Source organism: Cellulomonas sp. McL0606 (genome assembly GCF_058248365.1).
In genome coordinates, this window is record NZ_CM177779.1 from 400,833 (window position 1) to 423,111 (window position 22,279).

Consider the following 22,279-nt stretch of genomic DNA (forward strand, 5'->3'; position numbering starts at 1 on the left):
ACACCCTGGCCCACACGGTCGGCCTGGTCAGCCGGCAGCTGCTCATCCGCGTCGAGCTGGCTAGAGGAGCGGCAGCATCCGGCCGAGGTCGGGGACGGCGTCGCTGGTGTAGCGCGGGTGCAGGGCGACGGCCAGCTCGTCGACGTCGTACGGCTGACGGCCGGTCGCGAGCCGGACCCAGCGCCGGGCGTCGCTGACCTCGAGGTCCCAGCCGCCGCGCGCGACGACGACCCGCAGCAGCGCGTCCGCGACGAGCCGCAGCGCACCGGGCTCGACGGGGTCGACACCCCGCGGCACCGACCGTGCGAGGTCGTCGGCGTGCACCACCAGCTCCAGCACCCGCGAGACCGTCATGGTGCTCAGCAGCACTGGGCCCCGGCGACCCTGGACCACCCGCTCGTCCAGCCCCAGCTCGTCGAGCCGGTCGAAGGCGGCCTGCGCGCGCGCATCGACCTCGCCGAGCGGGTCCGCCGAGATGGCCGTGGCGAGCTCGCGGGTCGCCTGTGCCGTCTCGGCCGCCCTGTCGGCGTAGGTGCCCACGTACTCGCCGAGCGTGAGCGGGACCGTGCCGTCGGGCAGCGGCGTGGCGACGGCGAGCGCCTCCATCGCGCGGCCGAGGTGTGCCACGAGCTCCGCGACCGTCCAGCCGGGAAGGACCGACGGCTCGTCGGCCACCTGGTCGTCCACCACGTCGCCCACCCAGCGTCGGAGACGTTCCCACTGGTCGTGCAGGGCGGCGGATGCGTCGGCGAGCTCACCGGAGGGGACGGGCATGGCGCCATCCTTGCGGTCAGCACCCGACGCGTCGAGGTCGTTCTGCGGATGCGGCGCCCGGTGCGTCGATCCAGCCGCGCCTGCGACGGATGGGGCAGGTGAGCGGCTCCCGTCGAAGGTCGGTACGGGTCCGACGGTTCGAGCCGGACGCCCGACCGACCGTCACGGGCGCTGGCGGGCGCCCGTCTCCAGGAACTCGTTGACCAGGGACCCGACCAGCTGCTCCTCGATGAGGAAGCCGTCGTGGCCGAAGTCGGAGTGGACCGTGCGCAGGACCGCGCCGGGGATGCCGTCGGCGATCCGCTGGGACTGGGCCGGCGGGAAGAGCCGGTCGCTGTCGACGGCGATGACCAGCGTGCGCGCCGTGATGGCCGCGAGCGCGGCGGCGACCCCGCCGCGGTCGCGACCCAGGTCGTGCGTGATCATCGTGCGCGTCAGGATCACGTAGGTGTTGGCGTCGAAGCGTCGCGCCAGCTTGTCGCCGTGGTGGTCCAGGTAGGACTGCACCGCGAACCGGCCGCCCTCCAGCGGGTCCTCGGCGCCCTGCGGGATGCGGCCGAACCGCTGGTCCAGCTCGACGGCGCTGCGATAGGTCTGGTGGGCGATCTGGCGGGCCAGGCCCAGGCCGACGTGCGGACCGTCGCCGTCGGTGGCGTCGTAGAAGTCGCCGTCGCGGTAGAGGGGGTCGGCGCGGATGGCGGAGATCTGCGTGTGGAAGCCGGCGATCTGGTCGCCGGAGGTCTGCGCGGCCGTCGCGATCGCGGCGACGGCGTCCACCCGCTCGGGTGCGCCGGCGGCCCACTCGAGGACGCGCAGGCCGCCCAGCGAGGCGCCGATGACCAAGGCCCACGAGTCGATGCCCAGCAGGTCGGCCAGCCGGATCTCGGCGGCGACCTGGTCGCGGACGGTCAGCAACGGGAAGCGGCCGCCCCAGGGACGCCCGTCCGGCGCGAGCGAGGCGGGGCCGGTGGAGCCCTGGCAGCCGCCCAGCACGTTCGGGGCGACGACGAACCAGCGCTCGGTGTCGATCGGCGCGCCCGGCCCGATCATCGACTGCCACCAGCCGGCCGTCGGGTGCCCGTCGCCGGCGGGACCGGTCACGTGCGAGTCGCCCGTCAATGCGTGCAGGACCAGGACCGCGTTGCTGCCGTCCTCGTCGAGCGTGCCCCACGTCTCGTAGGCCAGCCGCACGGCCGGCAGCCGGCCGCCCGACTCCAGGGCGAACGGACCGAGGTCGGCGAACTGGCGACGGCCCACGGCGTCCCCGTCGCGCCACGCGCTGCTCGCCCTGACCGGCGGCTGGTCCGACGGTGACGGCCGCGAGGCCAGCGTCCGCGGGCGTGCCCGTGGGGTGCTGAAGAGCGGGCGCGCGGCCGGGCCGCCCGAGTCGGTGGTGGACTCGGGCGGCGTCGGCTGCGTACCGGAACTCATGCGGTGATCAGGCTCCCTTGGCGGCGCGGAAGCCCGCGTCCAGGTCAGCAAGGATGTCATCGATGTGCTCGATGCCGACACTCAGCCGGACCAGGCCGGGCGTGACGCCCGAGAGCAGCTGCTCCTCGGGGGTCAGCTGGCTGTGCGTGGTCGAGGCCGGGTGGATGACCAGCGAGCGCACGTCGCCGATGTTCGCGACGTTCGAGTGCAGCTCCAGGGCCGACACGAACGCCTGACCCGCCTCGGTGCCGCCCTCGATCTCGAACGCGAGCACGGCACCGGCGCCGCGCGGCGAGTACTTGAGCTGCGCGGCGTGCCACGGGCTCGACTCCAGACCGGCGTAGTGCACGGTGCCGACGTCCTCGCGGGCCTCCAGCCAGGCCGCGACCTTCTCGGCGTTCTGCACGTGCCGCTCGACGCGCAGGGACAGCGTCTCGATGCCCTGGGCGATGAGGAACGCGTTGAACGGCGAGATCGCCGAGCCGAGGTCGCGCAGCAGCTGCACGCGCGCCTTGAGGATGTACGACAGGTTGATCCCGAACAGGCCGCCGACGCCGAGGTCCCGCCCGAAGACCAGGCCGTTGTACGACGGGTCGGGGGTGTTGTAGTTGGGGAACCGCTCCGGGTACTGGGCGTAGTCGAACGAGCCGCCGTCGACGATCACGCCGCCGATGGCCGAGCCGTGGCCGCCCAGGTACTTGGTGGCGGAGTGCACGACCACGTCGGCCCCCCACGTCAGCGGGTTGATCAGGTACGGGGTGGCCACGGTGTTGTCGACGATCAGCGGGACGCCGTACTCGTGCGCGACGCCGGCCACGAACTCGATGTCGAGGATGTCGGACTTCGGGTTCGGGATGGTCTCCGCGAAGAACAGCTTGGTGTTCGGGCGGATCGCGTCCTTCCACGCCTGCGCGTCGTGCGGGTCGGTGACGAACGTCGTCTCGATGCCGAGCTTGGGCAGCGTGTAGTGCAGGAGGTTGTACGTGCCGCCGTACAGCGACGGGCTGGCGACGATGTGGTCACCGGCCTCGGCGACGTTGAGGATCGCGAACGTCTCGGCCGCCTGGCCTGAGGCCACGAGGAGCGCGCCGACGCCGCCCTCGAGGGAGGCGATGCGGTCCTCGACGACCTGCTGCGTCGGGTTGCCGATGCGCGTGTAGATGGGGCCGAGGTCCTGCAGGGCGAAGCGGGCGGCGGCGACCTTGGCGTCCGGGAAGACGAAGGACGTCGTCTGGTAGATCGGCAGCGCCCGGGCGCCGGTGGCCGGGTCCGGCGTCTGGCCGGCGTGGATCTGGCGGGTCTCGAAGTTCCAGCTTCTCGTTGCTCACGGTTTCTGCTCCTGGTTCGTGTTCGGGTTCGTGTGGTTCGAGCGAATCCGCAGGAGGCCTCGGGCAGCCGACATCCGTCCCGCGAAGGGTGGGGAGTGGGGCGCACGGATCGAGCCATGGCTCGGGCGGGTCACAGGGTGGTCCATGTGGGGACGACAACCTGCCCGCGGGCACAGCCGAGCGTGCGCTGGTCAGCGACACATTCGGCGGGACATGGAGCGACTGTAAACCGACGTGTCCGCGAGATGGAACTCGCGTCTTGCTGGGTGAGATGGCTTCACCCGCCGGTGTGGACGACGCCGGATCGTCGACCAGTCGACGCCTGGTGTTCGTCCCCTGGTCCCGCACAGGCCGCTCATAGATGCCGGACATGGGTTCAACTGCATCGGACGCGCCGAGGAGTCGAACTCGGCGCCGCGACGAAAGGACGGGATGCGGACGGTGGCGCCCGTGTTCCAGCTCTACAAGTTCTCGGACGACTCCCCGGTCTGGTGGAGGCTCGTCAGCCCGAACGGTCGAGGCCTCGCGCGGTCGGCGACCTCGCACCCGTCGGTCGCATCGGCGCGCTCGAGTCTTGACCTGGTGCTGGCGTCCGTCGACAGCCTCGAGCTCGGCCTGCGGCTGACGCCGACCTACCGGTGGCACTGGTCGTTGCAGCTGGACGGGACGCCCGTCGCCGAGGGCATCGGCGACCAGGACCGCCGGGTGCGGTGCATGGACGCCGGCCGCAAGTTCCAGCTGCTGTCGCGGGTGGCGCCCGTCGAGCCGGACGTGATCGTGTTCCGTCGCGAGACCGTGTCGCCGCGAGCGGGCGGTCCGTCGCGGGCCGCCGCGCAGAACGTGACGAGGTCGTGAGGCTCCGCTCGATCACGGTCGTCGTGGCTGCGGCCGGGGTTGCGCTCGCCTGTGCCGTCAACGTCGCGGCGGCGGTGGCGCCGCCGTCGGAGCCCGAGGCGCGCGTCCCTTACGTCGACCCCTTCGCGCACGTCGCGAACGACCAGCCGGACGCCACGACGTTCGACGAGGCGGCAGCACGGCCCGCGGCTGCACCGGCCGGCCCGCCGCTCCAGGCAGCCGCGGCCCCGTCCGTCCCGGCCGCGTCCGGGACCGTCGCCCCCGTGGCACAGGCGATCGTGGTCCCTCGGACGGCGTCGCGGCCGCAGACCGTCGACGACTGGGTCGCGTCGGCCGCCGCGGCGACCGGCATCCCGGCCCGGGCCGTGCGGGCCTATGCCAACGCGACGCTCGAGATCGCCGTCGAGGACCAGGCGTGCCACCTCGGCTGGACCACGATCGCGGCGATCGGCTGGATCGAGTCCGGCCACGGGACGCACGGAGGCGCGACCCTCGACGACGACGGGCGGCCCTCGGTGGCCATCGTCGGGCCGGTGCTCGACGGTGGCCCCGGAACGGCGGCGATCCCGGCGACGCCGCAGTCGCAGGCGTGGCACGGCGATCCGTCGTGGGACCACGCCGTGGGCCCGATGCAGTTCATCGGATCGACGTGGGCGCGGTGGGGCTCGGACGGCGACGGAGACGGCACGGCGGACCCGCAGGACATCGACGATGCCGCGCTGACGACCGCCCGGTATCTGTGTGCCGGAGCGCGCGACCTGTCGACATGGGACGGCTGGCACGCCGCGGTCTTCTCGTACAACCACTCGGAGTCGTACGTGGCCAGCGTCTTCGCCCGGGCGACCGCCTACTCGACGCAGGCGCGGCCATGAGACCAGACGTCATCCCGCAGGGGTCCGCCGGCCGCCCGTCCGTCGGCCGTCGTTCATCACCGGTCGTCACGATCGCGGACGGACGTCGTGACCGCGGCGCCGGCCCGGATGGAGCAGGATGACCACGCTGCGTGACGCGACGGCGCCCGAGTCGTTCCTCCCGGCGGGACCGCAGCAGAAGCGGTCGCTCGTGTCCCGGCCGTCCCCGGCCGACTCGGTGTTCCGCCGCTTCGCCTACGCGGCGGGCGGCGCGACGGTCGGGATCCTGCTGGCGGTGGGGCTGTTCCTCTCGCTGCGCGGGGCCCAGGCGCTGGGCGTCGCCCGGTGGAGCTCCTCACCGAGGACCAGTGGGTGCCCGAGAGTGGCGTGTTCGGCATCAGGGCGGTGCTGTTCGGCACGGTCACGATCGCCCTCGTCGCGATGGTCGTCGCGTTCCCGCTGGCATTCGGCACAGCCTTGTTGCTGTCGGACATCGTCGGCGACCGGTTCCGCCACCTGTTCGTGGGGCTCGTCGACCTGATGGCCGCCGTGCCGAGCATCGTGTACGGGCTGTGGGGCTTCTACTTCCTGCAGAGCCAGATGATCCCCGTGGCCCAGTGGCTCTCCGAGACGGTCGGGCGCGTGCTGCCGATCTTCGCGGTGACGGACTCCGACGGGAACCACATCAGCGACACGAACTCCTACACGTCCACCGCGTTCCTCGCCGGGATCGTGGTCGGCTTCATGGCGGTGCCGACGATGACCTCGGTCATGCGGGAGGCGTTCTCGCGGGCGCCCGTCGGGGAGCGCGAAGGCGCCTACGCGTTGGGCGCCACGCGCTGGGGCATGATCCGGGCGGTCGTGCTGCCCTTCGGAAAAGGCGGGGTGATCGGCGGGACCATGCTGGGTCTCGGTCGCGCACTCGGGGAGACGATCGCCGTCGCGATGATCATCTCGCCCGTCTTCGGCCTCAACTGGCAGGTGCTCAAGAGCGGTACGAACTCGGTCTCCGCCCTCATCGCTCTGCAGTTCAGCGAGGCGAGCCAGTTCGGTCTGTCGGCACTGATGGCCGCCGGGCTGGCGCTGTTCGTCGTCACCCTCGTCGTCAACTTCACCGCGTCCTCGATCGTCGCCCGGTCGCGGTCCGGTGCCGAGAGCGACGGGTGAGACGTGACGATCACCGAGGAGCGACGGTCCGGTCGCCCGCAACCCATCCCGGCCGCGACTCCGCCCCCCACGACGTTGCCCGTGCCCAGCGGTCCGGTCGGACGACGTCGCCGGGTGCGTGGGGCGACGAGGGTCGAGGTGTTCGACCTCATCGGTGCCGCCGCGGCGGCTCTCGCGACGGCACTCCTGCTGTTCGGCAAGCTCACCGCGATGCACGGCGGCATCGGGCTGGTCGTCGTCGCGCTCGCCGGCTTCGTCGGGTACTACGCGCTGCTCGTCTCGCTGCACTCCACGGCGCAGGAGGTCATCGACAAGGTCGTCACCGTGCTGCTGCGCATGGCGGGCGCGACCCTGTTCTCGGTCCTGGTGTTCATCGTCGTCTACACCCTGGTCCGCGGGTTCTCCGCCCTGCACCACCTGAACTTCTTCACGCAGACGATGTGGGTCGCCGGACCGCAGTCCCCCCTGACCGACGGCGGCATCCTGCACGCGATCGTCGGGACGCTGATCCAGATCAGCATCGCGCTGGCGATCACGGTGCCGCTCGGCATCATGACGGCGGTCTTCCTCAACGAGGTGGGCGGCCGGTTCGCGAAGTTCGTGCGGACGATCAGCGACGCCATGACGGCGCTGCCGTCGGTCGTCGCGGGCCTGTTCATCCTCGCCGCCGTCGTGCAGCCCGTGTTCCACGAGCGCAACGGCTTCGCGGCGGCGCTGGCCATCTCGGTGATGATGCTGCCCATCATCATCCGCTCGGCGGACGTGGTGCTCCGGCTCGTCCCGCACAACCTGCGCGAGGCGTCCTACGCGCTCGGCACGTCCCGGTGGCGGACCGTGTGGCACGTCGTGCTCCCCACGGCGAAGTCCGGTCTGGCGACCGCTGTCATCCTCGGCACCGCACGGGGGCTCGGCGAGACGAGCCCGGTCCTCCTGACGTCCGGCGTCGCAGCCGTGATGACCGTCAACCCGCTGAACGGGCCGATGCTCTCGTTGCCGCTCGCGGTGTACAACTTCGTCACGTCCCCGCAGCCCAACCAGGTCGTGCGGGGATTCGGCGCGGCCGCGACGCTGCTGATCGTCGTCCTCATCCTGTTCGGGATCGCCCGCAGGATCGGCGGCCGCGGACCGGGGCACACCACACCGAGGCAGCAGCGCGCCGTGCACTCGGCCTCCGTCGCAGCTGCGAACCGCCTCGCCGCCTACCGACGCACCCCCGCCGCCCCCACCACGGCTCCGCCGGAACCTGCCGAGGAGCAGCTGCCATGAACAACGCCCACCGCTTCGCGCTCGTCGTGCTCGCGAGCATGCTGGCCCTGGCAGCGGCCCTCCCGGTCGCTCCTCAGGCGGCCGCGGACAGCTTCACGCCGATCACCGGGTCCGGCTCGACATGGTCGTCCGTGGCGGTCCAGTCGTGGCAGTCGAACGTCGCGTCCAACTACGGGATGCAGATCAACTTCAACGCCAACGGCTCGAGCGCAGGCCGCCAGGACTTCATCAACAAGATCGTCGACTTCGCGATCTCGGAGATCCCGTTCCAGTCGAGCCCGGAAGACGGCTCCGCCCCCGAGAAGCCGTCGACCCCGTACGCGTACATGCCGATCGTCGCCGGTGGCACCTCGTTCGTGTACAACCTCAAGATCGGCGGCAAGCAGGTCACCACCCTGCGGCTCGACGGTCAGACCATCACCAAGATCTTCACCGGCGCGATCACCAGGTGGAACGACCCGCAGATCCAGGGGTCGAACCCCGACCTGGCCATGCCGGACCGCGCGATCACACCGGTGGTCCGCTCGGACGGCTCCGGGACCAGTGCCCAGTTCACCCTCTGGATGGCGACGCAGCACCAGGCCCTGTGGGACGCGTTCTGCACCAGGGCCGGCCGCCCCATGGGATCGGACGGGCACTGCTCCTTCACGTCGCTGTACCCCGCGGTCTTCAAGAGCCTCAAGGGCTCGGACGGCGTGACCGGGTACGTGTCGCAGAACACGAGCGAGGGGGCGATCACGTACGCGGAGTTCTCGTACGCGGCCACCCTCGCGCACTTCCCGGTCGTGAAGGTGCTCAACTCGGCGGGCTACTTCGTGGAGCCCACGGCCCAGAACGTCGCCGTGGCTCTCCTGGGCGCAAAGATCCACACCGAGGACCCGAATGCCGCCAACTATCTGACCCAGGACCTCTCGGGCGTGTACACGAACGCGGACAAGCGCGCCTACCCCCTGTCGAGCTACTCCTACCTCATCGAGCCGACTGCGGTGGTGGCCGGCTCGAACTTCAACACGGACAAGGGCAAGACCCTCGCCGCGTTCGCCAACTACGTCATCTGCGAGGGCCAGCAGAGCGCCGAGTCGCTGGGCTATTCCCCCCTCCCGATGAACCTCGTCCAGGCGGGTGCGGACCAGATCAAGCGCATCCCGGGGGCCGGGGCGGTCGACATCTCCACGTGCAACAACCCGACCTTCAAGCCGGGCGACAGCCCGTCGACGATCAGCTCGCCCTCACTGCGCCGCAGCCCGCGGACTGCGACGCCAAGACGAGCGCCCATCAGTGCACGACGCCGACCGGCGGCGTCCCGGGCTCGTACTTCACGACGCACAGCGTCTCGGGCGGGTCATCGAGTGGTGGCGGCACCGGCGGCGGGGGAGGCGGCGGGTCGAGCAGCGGAGGCGGCAAGAGCGGTCCGGCCAGCAGCCCGGCGGCTCGGCGCCCGTCGCATCGGCCCCAGCCGCGGCCGCCGGTGACCAGCCGCAGGGTGTGGACGAGTTCGGCAACGTCATCGCGGCGGGCGATGACGGTTCGGGCGCGGCCGTCGTGGGTACGGCGCAGTCGTCGACGTTCACGCTGCCGTCGTCCGGCTCGGGCTGGTTGCCCTGGGTGATGGCGGGCGCGGCGGTGCTCTTCCTGGCGCTCGTCGCGCTGCCGCCGGTCCTCTCACGCCGACTTCGCGGGGGCGACCGTCCCCCGTCCGACACGACTCGAGAGCTGACCGGTCCTCTCACCTGGTTCATGGCCGTCCCTGGGCAATCCCCCAGGTGGACGGCGGATGGCTTCCGTTCGTCGGGCCTTCACCCAGTGCCGCGACGGTAGTGGTCGTCGGGATCCGACGGGGCGCGTGCCCCGCGAACAAGGGGAGTCGTGGCCGCTGTGGGTTCCGCAGGCGCTCGGTGGGTGCGGACGGCGGCAGCATCCCTCGCCGTAGGGCTGGGAACCTTCGGCGTCCTGCTCGCCGGCACGGTCGCGGCGGCGCCGAAGGCGGTCGCCGCAGACGCCGACTCCTCCTCGGTCACGGTGACCGCCGCCCAGCAGGACCCGGACGCCGCAGACGCACCGTTCCCGAACCTGTCGGTCACCGTCTCTCAGACCAAGGACCTGGTGAACCAGGGCGTCCGGCTGACGTACTCGGGCGGCAAGCGGTCGATCTACAAGAACGACAACGTCGAGGGCGCCAACTTCCTCCAGGTGATGCAGTGCTGGGGAGACCTCAAGGACGCCTCGGGGAACGCGATCCTTGACGTGCAAGGCCAGCCGCAACCGGACCGCACGACGTGCCAGTACGGGTCGCTCGACATCGGCCAGGGTCAGACGCGCAGCCGGGTGTTTCCGTGGGACGGGAACGCGGTTCCCACGGACGTCGCCGCCGCGGACCTGCCGTACGTGCATGCCGGCACCGGTCCCTTCGACCCGCCAGAGGTGTCGGTCCCGTTCCGGAGCGCCACCGGCAAGACAGTCGCCCGGATCGTCGACGGGAAGATCGACCCTTCCGTCGAGCTGGTCAGCAACGAGTTCTTCGGCCCGTACACCACGAACGAGGTGCCGTGGGCAGGCTTTGGTGCGGACGGCACGGGCACCGTGACCTTCGAGATGCAGACCGCGATGCAGGCTCCCGGCCTCGGGTGCGGGAACCCGCAGACCGCCTCCGACGGAACGGTCACGGGTCAGCCGTGCTGGCTGGTCGTCGTGCCCCGTGGCGACCACGACGCCAACTCGATCATCACGTCCCAGTCGGGTCTGCTGTGGCCGTACTGGCAGCACAAGGTCGCCGTGCGGCTCGGCTTCCAGCCGGTCGGCGCACGGTGCGCGCTCGGCGCCGCGGAGCGTCAGGTGTCCGGCAGCGAGCTGGTGGCGGCCGCGATCCACTCGTGGCAGCCGGTGGTGTGCAACCAGGCCGGCGGGTCGATCTACAACGTCGTGATCACGGGTGAGAGCGACGCCGCCGCGCGGGCCAACGGCACCGGAGTCGCACCGCTCGCTCTGATCAGCCGGCCGTTCGACGCCGCCGCGTACGGCACTGAGGACCATCTGACGTACGCGCCGATCGCCGTCACCGGCCTCACCGTGGCCTTTGCTGTCGACCATTTCGCCTCCGCCGACCCGACTGATCCGGCTCCGGACGACGTCAAGGCGCTCGAGCAGCTGCCCTTCACCCAGATGAACCTGACGCCACGGCTGCTGGCGAAGCTGCTGACCAACTCGTACCGGGGTTCCATCCCGAACACGGCCGTCGTGAACGACGTGCTCGCGCACAACCCGTGGAACATCACGCAGGACGAGGACTTCCTCGCGATCAACCCGGCCTGGCGGCACCAGGCGTTGCAGAACGTCGCGGCGATGGCGGACGTCTTCGTCCCGCTGGGCAGCTCGGACAGCGCCTGGGCCGTGTGGGCGTACATCATGGCCGACGCGGACGCGCGGCACTTCCTCGCCGGCGACGCCGACCCGTGGGGTACGAAGGTCAACCCCTGGGCGACGACCGACGCCGACACCAACGCGACCGTCAACCCGCCCGGCGTCGCGAACGAGTACCCGATCAACCGCTTCCCCAAGCCGGACCCGTCGACCGGGTACCTCAACGCCGCCTACCCCGCGAGCCTCGTCGACGCGATCGCCTGGCGGCCCTATTCGACGAAGCTCGACCAGAGCGCGTACTGGGTGCTGCGCGGCGACAACCGGGTCACCGGGTGGAGCACGGGGCAGGCGAGTGGCGGCGTTCCTGGGTTCACGACGGAGGCTCGCAGGAGTCCCGGAGTCCAGCAGGTGATGGGGCTGACCGACACGGCCTCGGCGGCGACCTATCAGGTCTACACCGCCGCCCTGCGCAACCCGGCCGGGTCCTTCGTCACCCCGACCACGGCATCGATGACCGCGGCCGCGGGGGCGATGTCGGCGAACTCGACGCAGCCCCAGGTCGTGGCGTTCGACACGACGAGCGACAAGGCCAAGGCGTCGACCGACGCGTACCCGCTGACGCTGCCCGTGTACGCCGCGACCAACCCCGCCGGCGGCGACGCCGGGTCGAGGGCGGCGGCTGTCGCCCTCATCCGGTACGCCGCCGGGAGCGGCCAGACGCCGGGAACGAGCCTCGGCGAGTTGCCACCCGGCTACGCACCGGTCCCGGACGCCTGGCGGGCGCAGGCGCGTGCGGCCGCCGACGCGATCGCGGCGAACCAGGCCCCGGCGCCGACGACCGGAACCGACCCGGTCCCGCCGTTCCAGCCGGGCGACACCTCGGTGCCGTCCTCGGGGCTGCCCGGCTCGAGCGTTCCCCCGAACGCAGCACCCACGGCGGGTGCCGGCGCAGGAGCACCGACCCCGACTCCGAGCGCGAGCGGCCCGCCTGCTCCGGCGGTCGGCGCGGCGATCGCGTCGGACTCCTCGGCCGGCGCCCTCGGTGCGGCCCTCCCGGTCAGCGCAGCTGGCGGCCTGCTCGCGGCGCTCGCCGTCCCCTTCGTGGCGCGCCCCAGGCGACTGCCATGACTCAGATCTCCCCTCCCCAGGAAGTACCAGGCAACACACCACGGAAGGAACGTTCATGAATATCCGAAAGCGGATCGATCGGCGTCATGGCCGGCCTGCTGGCCGGAGGCGTCGTCGTCGTCGCCACCCCGGCCTCGGCCGACCCGGTGACCGGCGGATACGCTGCCGTCGGCTCCGACACGCTGCAGGACTCGATGAACGCGCTCGTCAACGGCTCGAGCATCACCGGGGCCGGTGTCCGCGTGTCTGCCAACGGTGTCTTCATCGGCAGCTTCGACGCGTTCGGCTCGCCGCTCATCCGGACCAAGAACGCCGGTGGGTACTTCACCCGTCCCGGGGGTTCGGGCGCAGGCGTCAACGCGCTGCGTGCGTCGGCCGGTCACTACACCCTGAATGGTCAGACCCTCAACGACCAGGTGGACATCGCGCGGTCGTCGGGCGGCCCGGGCGCCAACGCCAACGCCAACGGCGTGCTCGTCTACGTGCCGTACGCCCGTGACGCGGTGTCGTACGCCTACCGCGTGCCCGCCTCCGACACCGCCTGCGCGGCGTCGCTGGCCGTCCTGACCAAGGCGGAGCTCACCGCGCTCTACTCCGCTTCCGCCCCCAACACGACCCTGTGCCCGGGCACCCCGATCACCCCGCGCCTGCCGCAGATCAACTCCGGTACGCGCTCGTTCTTCACCGGCGCCATCGGCGTGAGCAACACCAGCCCGGGTACGGCCGTCCCCGCCGGCGACAACGTCGCATCCGGTCCCCAGGAGAACACCGGCGGCCAGATCGCCGACTACCAGATCATCCCGTTCTCGGGTGCGAGCTGGATCGCGCAGTCGAACAACGCGGCGCCCAACACGATCGCCGGCGACACGAACCTCAAGCTCGGTGCGGTCGATGGCGTCGCCACGTACACGGGCACCGGCACCTCCCTGGTTCCGAACCAGCCCGCCTACGACAGCACGACGTTCGGCCGCGACACCTACCTGGTGGTCGAGTACGCCCGCGTCAACCCGGCCTCCCCGACGTACGACGCCAACCTGGCCAAGCTCGTCGACTCCACCCAGGGCCTGAGCAGCCTCGTCAGCTTCAACGCCCCGCCGAACCAGCCGGGCGCCGTCAAGGCGAAGTTCGGCTTCCGGCCGCCGAGCACCACGGCGACCCAGCGTGCCTTCGCAACGCTCTGACCTCCGTCTGACTCCCGCAAGCCATACGAAAGGAAAGTGACATGAGCAGTGCACGAAACGTTCGCCGCAGGATCGCGGCGGGCACCACGGCTCTCGCCCTGGTCAGCCTCGGTCTCGTCGGCCTCGCCTCGGGCGCGAACGCTGTCGACAGCGTCCCGCCCACCCCGAAGTTCGGTGGGACGTTCTATCTCGCGGACGGGAACACGTTCGCCGACCTGACCCAGGGGAAGCTCGGCAATCCAGTGGGGCCAGGGGACGTCCGCGTTCCCGGCTGCGGGTGACTCGACGAACCCGGTCGGCTCCGTGCCCGCGGGCGCGCAGCTGGTCTACCAGTTCATCTCCCCCCAGGGCCAGGAGGCGAACATCAGCGCCTGGAACGCCTACACCTCGACCCCGCTCATCACCGGCGGTCAGTACCTCGAGAACACGTTCCCGCTCGGCATCGCCCAGCCGGGCGCCGGGAGCCCGTCCGGCCAGGCCGCGGTGGCCGCGGCCGGTGGCGACTACTCGCTCGGTTGGGCCTACACGGACTCCGGGAAGCTCAACGTCGTCAACGGCGGTCTGTTCTACGTGCACATCCACGTGACGGCGGGCACCACCAGCACCGCGACGTACACCTACCAGACGGTCCAGCAGACGGTGGTGACCACGCCGACCACGACGACGATCACCGCGGCTCCGACCACGGTCGCGTCGGGCACGCCCTTCAACCTGACGGCCACGGTCGCCCCGGCCGGCGCCACCGGCACCGTCCAGTTCAAGAACGGAGCGACGCCGCTCGGCTCGCCGGTGACGGTCACCAGCGGCACGGCCACGCTCACGGGCGCCACGCTCGCGAACGCGACCGCCTCGCCGATCAACGCGTCGATCACCGCCGTCTACTCGGGTGACACGTCGTTCGCCACGTCGACGTCGGCGGCCTCGACCATCTCGGTCACGCCCGGCCCGATCGTCACCACCACGACGGTCACGGCGACGTCCGCCTCCGGCAACGAGAACCGTCCGGTCGCGCTGACGGCGAACGTGTCGCCGGTGGCCGCCGCCGGCGCGGGCTCGGTCGTGTTCACCGGTTCCCTCGACGGGGCCCCGGCCACGACGATCGCCGGCCCGATCCCGGTCAACGCGTCGGGGGTCGCCTCGGCCAACATCAGCACGCTCGGTGCCGGCGCCTGGGTCATCAACGCCGCGTTCACGGGCGTCGCTCCGTACGTGAACCTCGGCGTCGACCACCGCGGCGAACCTCAGCCTCACCGCTGTCACCGTTCCGACGGACCAGCGCGAGGACCCGCAGGACGTCACCGTCACGATCCCGGCGGGCACGCTGACGATCACGACGCCCTGGACCTCCGCCGACCCGCTCGACCTCGGCACGGCGATCCTGGACGATGCGACGTCGACGTACTACACGGACCCGGCGGTCTTCGGCTCGGCGACGGACCAGGCCCAGGCCATCCAGGTCATCGACCGCCGCTCGGGCGCCCCGGGCTTCACCGCCCAGGTCACGTCGACGCCCTTCACGTCGGGCGCGAACGCGTTCGACGCGTCGCACCTCGGCCTGGTCAACCTGGCCAAGCACCAGGTGACCTCGAACACCCTGCAGGCGGGGGACGTCACGCTGACCGACATCCCCGCCAACACCCCCGGTCTGTCGGGGTCGTCGCAGACGTTCGCCACCTACGGCGCCGGTCACGCGACCGGCACCGCGTGGATCTCGGGTGACGTCGAGCTGAAGGGCATCCCGAGCTCGGTGCAGCCCGGCCTCTACCGGGCCACGCTCACCTTCACGGTGATGTGATCGGCCGATCCGCATCCGCACGACGTCCCACCGCCCGCCGGTAGGACGAGCACCACCCGGAGGGGTGGGGGCCACCGGCCCCTGCCCCTCCGGCAGTTCCCCCGAAGTTCACCGGCCGTGCGGTGACGACGAGCCCACCTGCGGACGAACATGACCGGGTGTTCGTCCACCGCACCCGGACGGCCGCTCGTGCGGCGTGCGTCCCGGCCCTCGTGCTCGCGCTCGCCGCGGGCATCCTTCTGCCGACCGCCGCCGCGGCGGCGTCGGTGCCACGTGCCGCGGCACCCGGCGCTGCGGTCGGCTCTCTCCCGGCCGCGGACCCAGGCGGGGGTTCGGACGGCACACGTCTCACGTTCGGCATCACGACGGCATCCGGAGGTGCTCCCGACGCGCGCGGATTCATCGCCGTCGACGCGCCGCCCGGATCGACGCTGTTCGACGGCGTCGGCGTGGTCAACATCTCCGACGCCCCTCTCGACGTCGACCTGTATACCGCTGACGTGACGAACGCCGCCGACGGTGGCCTCGACGTCGGGCGGCGCGACGACCCGAAGAGCCTCGCGGGCGCGTGGGTGACGCTGCACGACTCGAGCGTCCACGTGCCGGCGCAGGGTTCGAAAGGCCCCGGCATGGTCTTGGTGCCGGTCACGATCAACGTCCCGAAGGACGCGGAGCCCGGCGACCACCTCGCGGCGGTGCTCTCGTCGGTGACGACGACCGGTGCTGCGGGAGCCAACACCCCGGCGGTCGACCTGGAGCAGCGGGTGGGCGTGCGCGTCTACGTGCGCGTACAGGGCGACATCCGGGCGGGCCTGACCATCACGCAGGTCCACTCCCGCTTCCGTGCCGGCAGCACGTTCGGCGCAGGCACGCTCCAGGTGACGTACACGCTGACCAACAGCGGCAACGTGCGCTTGGGCGCGAACCCCGGTGTGCGGGCGAGCGGGATCTTCGGGTTGCAGCCCCGGTCCGCCAAGGGCGAGGCCATCGACGAGCTGTTGCCTCACTCGAGCGTGACGCAGACCGTCACGCTGGACCACGTCGTGCCGCTCCTGCTCGAGAACGTCGTCGTGTCCGCGGACGCGGTGGCGGCCCGAGGGGCCGACGACCCGGCGATCGGGACGGTCCGTGCGTCCACCTGGTCGTGGGCGTGGTCGTGGCTCGTCGTCGCACTGCTCGTGCTCGTCGCCGCGGTGGTGACGACCGTGGTCGTCCGGCGGCGTCGTAACCGGCCGGGTGTCTGGGGTCCGCCGGAGAGCCCGTGGGACGACTCGCGGCCCGGCTCACCCCCGGGCGGAGGCGGCGCTCCGACCGTCGCGGAGCCGGAGCGGGTCTCGTGACCGGATCGACGACGCGACGCTGGGCCAGGATCGTGGCGACGGCGTTCCTGATGGTCCTAGCCGGGCTCCCGGGCGTGGGGACCGCCTCCGCGAACGCCTCCGCCGACCCGTCCTTCGGCGGCACCCTCTATCTCGCGGACGCCAACACCCTCGCGGACATCCCGGTGGGTGCGAGCCTGGGGTGGAACCAGCCGGTCTCGGCCTTGCCCACGCCCGGTGACCAGACGGACCGTCTCACGGCCCCGTCGGGCGCGGAGTCGGTCGTGACGTTCGTCAGCCCCGTGGGGCACGAGTCCGACCCCACGTCCTGGAACGCGACCGCCCCGTGGGAGCCACCCCGCCCGGCCAGTGGCTGGTCGACGTCACGCCGTACCACCTCGTCACGGTGGGCACCGGTACCCCGCCGGGCACCGGTGCGACGGCCGCCGTGAGCGGTGACTACTCACTCGGCGTCGCCTACCTGGCGGCCGGCGGGCACGTGGCCGACGGTGGGCTCTACTTCATCCACATCCATCTCAGGGGCGATGCCGACCCGGAGAAGGCGACGTACACATGGGCGCCGGTGGATGGCAGCGCCGCCCCGGCCGGGGGTGGCGCTCGAGTGCTGCCGGCCGTCGTGCTCTGGTCGGTGGCCGGAGTCGTCGTCATCCTGGCGGCGGTCGGCGTCGTGGTCGTCCTGCGACGTCGACGCGCCGGCTCCGACCGACCTGCCTCCGGTGCGGTCGGTCTGGGTCATGAAGGATCCGAGGGCTCCGGCGACGACGAACGGACGAAGAGCGCTACGACGGGGCCCCGGGGTCGGCAATGAGGCGCGGAGTACGCGGTCCTCGGACGGGCAGCGCGATCCTGCTCGGCTGGTTGGTGCTCACCGCGCTCGCGGCCCCGGCCGGTGCAGCCGTGGCACCGGACCCGACGAGCAGCGCCTCTCTCGCGCCGACGCCGGCCGCCTCGGCCGCCGTGCCGCTGCCGTCGGCGTCGGCGACGGCGACGGCCCCTGCGCTGCGACAGGTGGACGCCGGCGGCGTGCTCTACGTCAGCGGCCTGCGGACGGTCTACCACCCGTCGCCCGACCCGTTGGGCGGCACCCTGCACGTCGAGCTCGTCGTCCGCAACGCCTACTCGAAGGTCGTCGACGCGTCGGCATCGTTCGGCGCGCGCAACCTGCTGGGCATGGACCTGGGCGGTGACTCGTCGGTCGCGGTCAGGGGGATCGAGCCCGGCGAGGTTCGCGTGATCGCCGTCGACGTCCGGGGTGTCGGACAGTGGGGCGTCTTCCACGTCGACGCCACGCTCACGCCGCCGACCGAGGTCGGCGGCGTGCAGCTCTCGCCCCTCGAGCGGGACCGCTGGGTGCTGGCGCCGCCACTGCACCTCGTGGCGCTCGTGGCGATCGTCGGGGTGGTCGCCTGGTTCCTCGGGCACTATCGCCTCGTTCGCGGAGCCGCGTCGGCGCGGCCGGCGCCGGACCGAGGCGTGCAGACCCCGGTGGTGGCGCGTTGACCGTCGCCCCGACCCGCGCGTTCGACGACACCCTCGAGCTCGATGCCATCTGGGCGCCGCCTCCGTCCGATCCGCCGCGGCGTCCGCGCCGGCCCCGTTGGCGGTGGGTACCCCGTCGACGCGTCGGTCCCGTCAGCCCTGGCCAGAGGCTCGGCGCGCAGATCGCGCGGTTGCTGGCGCTCGTCCTGCTGTCGCTGGCCGCTTATGTGGTCGTCGTCGGCAACCTCGAGCACCTGATCGCGCAGGACCGCCTGCACCAGCAGTTCACGCAGCAGCTGGCTGAGGGGACCGCGCCGGTGAGCGAGGGCAGGTTCGACGACGTGCTGCTGAGCGACGGCGCCCCGGTGGCGCAGCTGACCATCCCGCAGATCGGGGTCGACGAGACGGTCGTCGAGGGCACCGACTCGTCGAACCTGGCGCTCGGACCCGGCCATCGGCGCGACACGTCGCTCCCGGGCCAGGCCGGTGTCAGCGTCATCATGGGCCGGCACAGCACGTTCGGTGGGCCGTTCCGTCATATCGAGGAGCTCGGCCCCGGGGACCGCTTCACCGCCGTCACGGGCCAGGGCGAGCAGACGTTCGAGGTGATCGGCGTCTTCTACGGCGGCGACGCCGGTCCGGCGTCGGCCAAGGCGGGCGAGAGCCGGCTATTGCTGGAGACAGCGCGCGGACCGGCCTTCTTCCCGACGAGCATCGTGCGGGTCTATGCGCAGCTCATCTCGGAGCCGCAGCCGCGGGGCGCTCGCGACACGACGTTCCGGACGCTGCCGGCGACGGACAAGGAGATGGCGGGCGACACCTCCCGGGCGTGGGCACTCGTGTTCGCCCTCCAGCTCGCGATCGTCGTGGCGGCCGGGGCCGTGTGGACGCATCGCCGCATCGGCGCGCGTCAGGCGTGGGCCGTCTTCGTGCCCCTCGGCCTGCTGGCCTTCTTCCTCGTCGCGGACCAGTCCGTCCGCATGCTGCCCAACCTCATGTGACCCAGGAGCCCGGACCGATGAGACCGATCGCACCATCCGACGACGTGACGCAGGTGATCTCCCCGGTCCCCCTGACGGACCGGGGCCCGGCCGCGCCCACGCCACTGTCACCGGCGTCCGGCGCGGTCTCCGTGATCGCCCCGTCGACGGAGGTGCCTCGATCGTCGGCGCCGTTGTCCTCGCTCGACGCGCGGAACATCTCGGCCTGGTTCGGCGACCACCAGGTCCTGGACCGGGTCTCGCTGACCATGCCGGGCGGTGTCATCACGTCCCTCATCGGGCCGTCCGGCTGCGGGAAGTCGACCTTCCTGCGCATCCTGAACCGGATGCACGAGCTGGTCCCCAGTGCGAGCCTGGCCGGCGAGGTGCTGCTCGACGGCCAGGACATGTACGACGTCGGCCGTCGGCTGACCGATGCCCGCCGGCAGGTCGGCATGGTGTTCCAGAAGCCCAACCCGTTCCCCGCCATGTCGATCTACGACAATGTCGTGGCCGGCCTGCGGCTGACGGGCCGACGGGTGTCGCAGCAGCAGAAGGACTGGCTCGTCGAGAGCTCGCTGACCAAGGCGGGGCTCTGGAACGAGGTGCGCGACCGTCTCTCGGCTCCCGGTGGCGGGCTCTCCGGCGGTCAGCAGCAGCGGCTGTGCATCGCGCGCTCGCTGGCGGTGCAGCCGCGCGTGCTGCTCATGGACGAGCCGTGCTCGGCGCTCGACCCGACGTCGACCCGCGTGATCGAGGAGACGATGCTCGAAGCTCGCGCGCGAGGTGACGATCGTCATCGTCACGCACAACATGCAGCAGGCGCTGCGGGTGTCGCAGCAGTGCGCGTTCTTCCTCGCCGAGGCCCGAACGCCGGGCGTCATCGTGGAGCACGGTGACACCGAGGCGATGTTCGGGGCGCCCCAGGACCCACGCACGGCGGCCTATGTGAAGGGTCAGTTCGGCTGACGGGTCGTCGGTCTTCGTCTCGGCCGGAATCCTCCTGATCGCCACCCGACATGCCGATATCCATGGCATACGGGTGATGCGCCGCCGCCGATGTCCCGTTCGTCCCAAAGCACAACCGTGTGACTCGTGGGACTGGTGTGACAGGTGTTCACTTCTGAGGTTTCGCCCGGTAGCGTCCCCGAGGGTGGCCACCTGGTCACGCTCGAGGAACTGAGGGTGGCCGACGGCCGTCCGGCTGGAGGAACGTGAGCCCGCGCGCCGCATCTCGGTACCGACTTCCGTCGGTCGTCGCGACGGTCGCGCTCGTCGGGACCCTGCTCGTCGGCGCCGCCTCGGACGTCGTCGCGGCCCCCCCGCAGCCCACGCCTCCGTCGGCACAGGACGTCCAGGACGCCAAGGGTGCGGTCGCCGCGGCGTCCCAGTCGGTCGCCGGCATGGAGGTCCGCCTCGCCCAGCTGAGCGCGATCACGGACGCGGCGAACCTCAAGGTCCAGCAGGCCGGCGAGGCCTACACGCAGGCCGTCGCCGACGCCGACGCGGCCGCGCAAGCCTCCGCCGACGCCAAGACGGCGTCGAGCACCGCCGCGGCCACCGCCGAGACCGCCCGCCGTCAGCTGGTCGCGATCGCCCGGGAGATCGCGCGGTCCGGCGGTTCGACCGACCTGCTCCAGTCCCTGCTGTCCGCCGACGGCTTCCAGGACGTCGCGGCACGCAGCTCCGCACTCGACCGGATCAGCGGCAAGACCGACGAAGCCGTCCAGAAGTACCGGGCCGCCCTGCTCATCTCGACGATGCTCGCGCACCGCGCCGACACCGCCGCCGCGAAGGCTGCGTCCGCCAAGGCCGACGCGGCCGGCGCCCTGACCACGGCGCAGCAGGCGCAGTCCGATGCCGTCAAGGCCCAGGCGTCCGCCGCCGCCGAGCGCGACACCCTGTTCGCCCAGCTGGCCGCCGCCCGGCAGACCAGCGCCGATGTCGAGCGCGCCCGCCAGGACTTCCTCGACCAGCAGCGACGTGACCGCGAGGACGCGGCCGCCCGGGCGGCCGCCCTGAAGCCACCTCCGGCCCCGCCCGTCGTCGCGCCGCCTGCGAAGACCGTGGCCGTCACGACGCCGCCGGCCACCACGACCACGCCGCCCAAGACGACCACGCCGCCGGCGACCACCACGCCGCCGGCGACCACCACGCCTCCGGCGACCACCACGCCACCGGCCACGACGGCGCCGCCCGCGACCACCGCCCCGCCCGCCAGCAAGTACGGCCTCGGTACGGGGACCTCTCGCGGCTCCGCCGGTGCCGGCGCGGCAGCCCTGGCCTGGGCGGAGACGAAGATCGGCTTCCCGTACGTGTGGGCGGCGGCCGGGCCGGACGCCTACGACTGCTCCGGGCTCACCATGAGCGCCTGGCGCGCGGCCGGCGGCGTCAGCCTCAACCGCACCTCGCGCGACCAGTACAAGCAGGTGCTCAAGATCAGCTACGACGACCTGCGCCCCGGCGACCTGGTCTTCTGGTCCACCGACCCCAACGACCCGGACGCGATCTACCACGTCGCCATGTGGGCGGGGAACGGCCAGATCATGGAGGCCCCGCAGCCGCTGAGCCCGCTGCGCGTCACCAAGATGCGCTGGTCAGGCACCATGCCCTACGCGGGCCGCCCGTAACTTCCGCGCTCGGTCGTCGTCCGGCCGCGCGAGGCCCACACGTGCGAACGTCCGCACCTCTGGGGCGGAGGGGCCCCGGGTGCGGACGTCGCGGCGCTGTCAGTGGTTGTAGTAGTTGGTGTCGATCGCGCGCTGGCGGCTGAGCTCGATCTCCGCCTCGGCCTCGGCCTTGCCGGTCCAGTGGGCGCCCTCGACGGACTTGCCGGGCTCCAGGTCCTTGTACACCTCGAAGAAGTGCTGGATCTCGAGGCGGTGGAAGTCGGAGACGTCGTCGATGTCCTGGCGCCACGCGGCGCGCTGGTCACCGGTCGGGACGCACAGGACCTTGTCGTCGCCGCCCGCCTCGTCGCGCATGCGGAACATGCCCAGGGCGCGGCAGCGGATGAGGCAGCCCGGGAACGTCGGCTCTTCCAGCAGCACCAGGGCGTCCAACGGGTCGCCGTCCTCGCCGAGGGTGCCCTCGATGAAGCCGTAGTCGTCGGGATAGCGGGTCGAGGTGAACAGCATCCTGTCGAGCCGGATACGCCCCGTCGCGTGGTCCACCTCGTACTTGTTGCGCTGACCCTTCGGGATCTCGATCGTGACGTCGAACTCCACAGCACTCTCCTTCGCCCCGCGTCCGCGCCCGGGGGTTCCGGGACCGGCGGTCGCAGCGACACTCGTCGTGCGGCGCGCCGGGTGTCAGGGGCGCCTTCGTCTCGGACAGTAGTCTGACGC

General features: G+C 71.8%; 19 protein-coding genes and 1 pseudogene. 16 read left to right on the forward strand and 4 right to left on the reverse strand.

Annotation, left to right across the window (positions count from 1 at the left end; genetic code table 11):
• Positions 1-60: 60 nt before the first annotated feature.
• The 3 genes from AC38ZX_RS02155 to AC38ZX_RS02165 all read right to left on the reverse strand — a co-directional run bounded on the left by AC38ZX_RS02155 (position 61) and on the right by AC38ZX_RS02165 (position 3,496).
• Entirely contained in the window at positions 61-774 is a 714-nt protein-coding gene (locus AC38ZX_RS02155) for a maleylpyruvate isomerase N-terminal domain-containing protein (RefSeq protein ID WP_491296184.1), read from the reverse strand.
• 162 nt (positions 775-936) lie between these two features.
• Positions 937-2,205, reverse strand: coding sequence for a homoserine O-acetyltransferase MetX (metX, locus tag AC38ZX_RS02160; protein WP_491296185.1), 1,269 nt, complete (start codon positions 2,203-2,205; stop codon positions 937-939).
• A 7-nt stretch (positions 2,206-2,212) separates the two neighbouring features.
• Positions 2,213-3,496, reverse strand: a complete 1,284-nt coding sequence (locus AC38ZX_RS02165; protein ID WP_491297278.1) for a bifunctional o-acetylhomoserine/o-acetylserine sulfhydrylase — start codon at positions 3,494-3,496, stop codon at positions 2,213-2,215.
• 469 nt (positions 3,497-3,965) lie between these two features.
• Here AC38ZX_RS02165 and AC38ZX_RS02170 point away from each other — a divergent pair, with 469 nt between their 5' ends.
• From AC38ZX_RS02170 to AC38ZX_RS02245, 16 genes and pseudogenes are all read left to right on the forward strand, one after another.
• A complete protein-coding gene (locus AC38ZX_RS02170; protein ID WP_491296186.1) occupies positions 3,966-4,388 on the forward strand; it encodes a YegP family protein in 423 nt (140 codons plus the stop codon).
• Positions 4,385-5,260, forward strand: a complete 876-nt coding sequence (locus AC38ZX_RS02175; protein WP_491296187.1) for a lytic transglycosylase domain-containing protein — start codon at positions 4,385-4,387, stop codon at positions 5,258-5,260. The genes AC38ZX_RS02170 and AC38ZX_RS02175 overlap by 4 nt, the downstream gene beginning before the upstream one ends.
• A gap of 324 nt (positions 5,261-5,584) precedes the next feature.
• Positions 5,585-6,406 carry a phosphate ABC transporter permease subunit PstC gene (pstC, locus tag AC38ZX_RS02180; protein ID WP_491296189.1) on the forward strand — a complete coding sequence of 274 codons (822 nt, stop codon included), beginning with the start codon at positions 5,585-5,587 and terminating at the stop codon, positions 6,404-6,406.
• A gap of 81 nt (positions 6,407-6,487) precedes the next feature.
• Positions 6,488-7,672 (forward strand): phosphate ABC transporter permease PstA, encoded by a 1,185-nt coding sequence (gene pstA, locus AC38ZX_RS02185; protein ID WP_491296190.1) that lies wholly within the window; start codon positions 6,488-6,490, stop codon positions 7,670-7,672.
• Positions 7,669-9,144, forward strand: a complete 1,476-nt coding sequence (gene pstS / locus AC38ZX_RS02190) for a phosphate ABC transporter substrate-binding protein PstS (protein WP_491296191.1) — start codon at positions 7,669-7,671, stop codon at positions 9,142-9,144. The genes pstA and pstS overlap by 4 nt, the downstream gene beginning before the upstream one ends.
• A 13-nt stretch (positions 9,145-9,157) precedes the next feature.
• Positions 9,158-9,490, forward strand: coding sequence for a hypothetical protein (locus AC38ZX_RS02195; protein ID WP_491296192.1), 333 nt, complete (start codon positions 9,158-9,160; stop codon positions 9,488-9,490).
• Between the two features lie 48 nt (positions 9,491-9,538).
• Positions 9,539-12,157: a hypothetical protein gene (locus AC38ZX_RS02200; protein WP_491296193.1), complete on the forward strand. Its 2,619-nt coding sequence runs from the start codon at positions 9,539-9,541 to the stop codon at positions 12,155-12,157.
• A gap of 86 nt (positions 12,158-12,243) precedes the next feature.
• A complete protein-coding gene (locus AC38ZX_RS02205) occupies positions 12,244-13,338 on the forward strand; it encodes a substrate-binding domain-containing protein (protein WP_491296194.1) in 1,095 nt (364 codons plus the stop codon).
• 41 nt (positions 13,339-13,379) lie between these two features.
• Positions 13,380-13,619: a hypothetical protein gene (locus AC38ZX_RS02210; RefSeq protein WP_491296195.1), complete on the forward strand. Its 240-nt coding sequence runs from the start codon at positions 13,380-13,382 to the stop codon at positions 13,617-13,619.
• A gap of 22 nt (positions 13,620-13,641) precedes the next feature.
• Positions 13,642-15,057 (forward strand): Ig-like domain repeat protein, encoded by a 1,416-nt coding sequence (locus AC38ZX_RS02215; RefSeq protein ID WP_491296196.1) that lies wholly within the window; start codon positions 13,642-13,644, stop codon positions 15,055-15,057.
• A gap of 234 nt (positions 15,058-15,291) precedes the next feature.
• Positions 15,292-16,473, forward strand: coding sequence for a hypothetical protein (locus AC38ZX_RS02220; protein WP_491296197.1), 1,182 nt, complete (start codon positions 15,292-15,294; stop codon positions 16,471-16,473).
• A 325-nt stretch (positions 16,474-16,798) separates the two neighbouring features.
• Positions 16,799-17,281 (forward strand): hypothetical protein, encoded by a 483-nt coding sequence (locus AC38ZX_RS02225; RefSeq protein ID WP_491296198.1) that lies wholly within the window; start codon positions 16,799-16,801, stop codon positions 17,279-17,281.
• Positions 17,278-17,973, forward strand: coding sequence for a hypothetical protein (locus tag AC38ZX_RS02230; RefSeq protein WP_491296199.1), 696 nt, complete (start codon positions 17,278-17,280; stop codon positions 17,971-17,973). Before AC38ZX_RS02225 ends, AC38ZX_RS02230 begins: the two co-directional genes overlap by 4 nt.
• A complete protein-coding gene (locus AC38ZX_RS02235; protein ID WP_426594256.1) occupies positions 17,970-18,953 on the forward strand; it encodes a sortase in 984 nt (327 codons plus the stop codon). The genes AC38ZX_RS02230 and AC38ZX_RS02235 overlap by 4 nt, the downstream gene beginning before the upstream one ends.
• Positions 18,954-19,126: 173 nt before the next feature.
• Positions 19,127-19,901 (forward strand): annotated as a pseudogene (locus AC38ZX_RS02240) (phosphate ABC transporter ATP-binding protein).
• 245 nt (positions 19,902-20,146) lie between these two features.
• Entirely contained in the window at positions 20,147-21,562 is a 1,416-nt protein-coding gene (locus AC38ZX_RS02245) for a C40 family peptidase (protein WP_426594257.1), read from the forward strand.
• A gap of 99 nt (positions 21,563-21,661) precedes the next feature.
• On the opposite strand, the gene AC38ZX_RS02250 is transcribed toward AC38ZX_RS02245, so the two are convergent.
• Positions 21,662-22,159, reverse strand: coding sequence for an inorganic diphosphatase (locus AC38ZX_RS02250; RefSeq protein ID WP_426594258.1), 498 nt, complete (start codon positions 22,157-22,159; stop codon positions 21,662-21,664).
• Positions 22,160-22,279 lie beyond the last annotated feature (120 nt).

What these genes read in the sequence shown, in the direction of transcription:
- AC38ZX_RS02155 (WP_491296184.1), bottom strand. Translation starts at nt 774, where the DNA reads ATGCCCGTCCCCTCCGGTGAGCTCGCCGACGCATCCGCCGCCCTGCAC.
- metX (WP_491296185.1), bottom strand. Translation starts at nt 2,205, where the DNA reads ATGAGTTCCGGTACGCAGCCGACGCCGCCCGAGTCCACCACCGACTCG.
- AC38ZX_RS02170 (WP_491296186.1), top strand. Translation starts at nt 3,966, where the DNA reads ATGCGGACGGTGGCGCCCGTGTTCCAGCTCTACAAGTTCTCGGACGAC.
- pstS (WP_491296191.1), top strand. Translation starts at nt 7,669, where the DNA reads ATGAACAACGCCCACCGCTTCGCGCTCGTCGTGCTCGCGAGCATGCTG.
- AC38ZX_RS02205 (WP_491296194.1), top strand. Translation starts at nt 12,244, where the DNA reads ATGGCCGGCCTGCTGGCCGGAGGCGTCGTCGTCGTCGCCACCCCGGCC.
- AC38ZX_RS02210 (WP_491296195.1), top strand. Translation starts at nt 13,380, where the DNA reads ATGAGCAGTGCACGAAACGTTCGCCGCAGGATCGCGGCGGGCACCACG.
- AC38ZX_RS02230 (WP_491296199.1), top strand. Translation starts at nt 17,278, where the DNA reads ATGAGGCGCGGAGTACGCGGTCCTCGGACGGGCAGCGCGATCCTGCTC.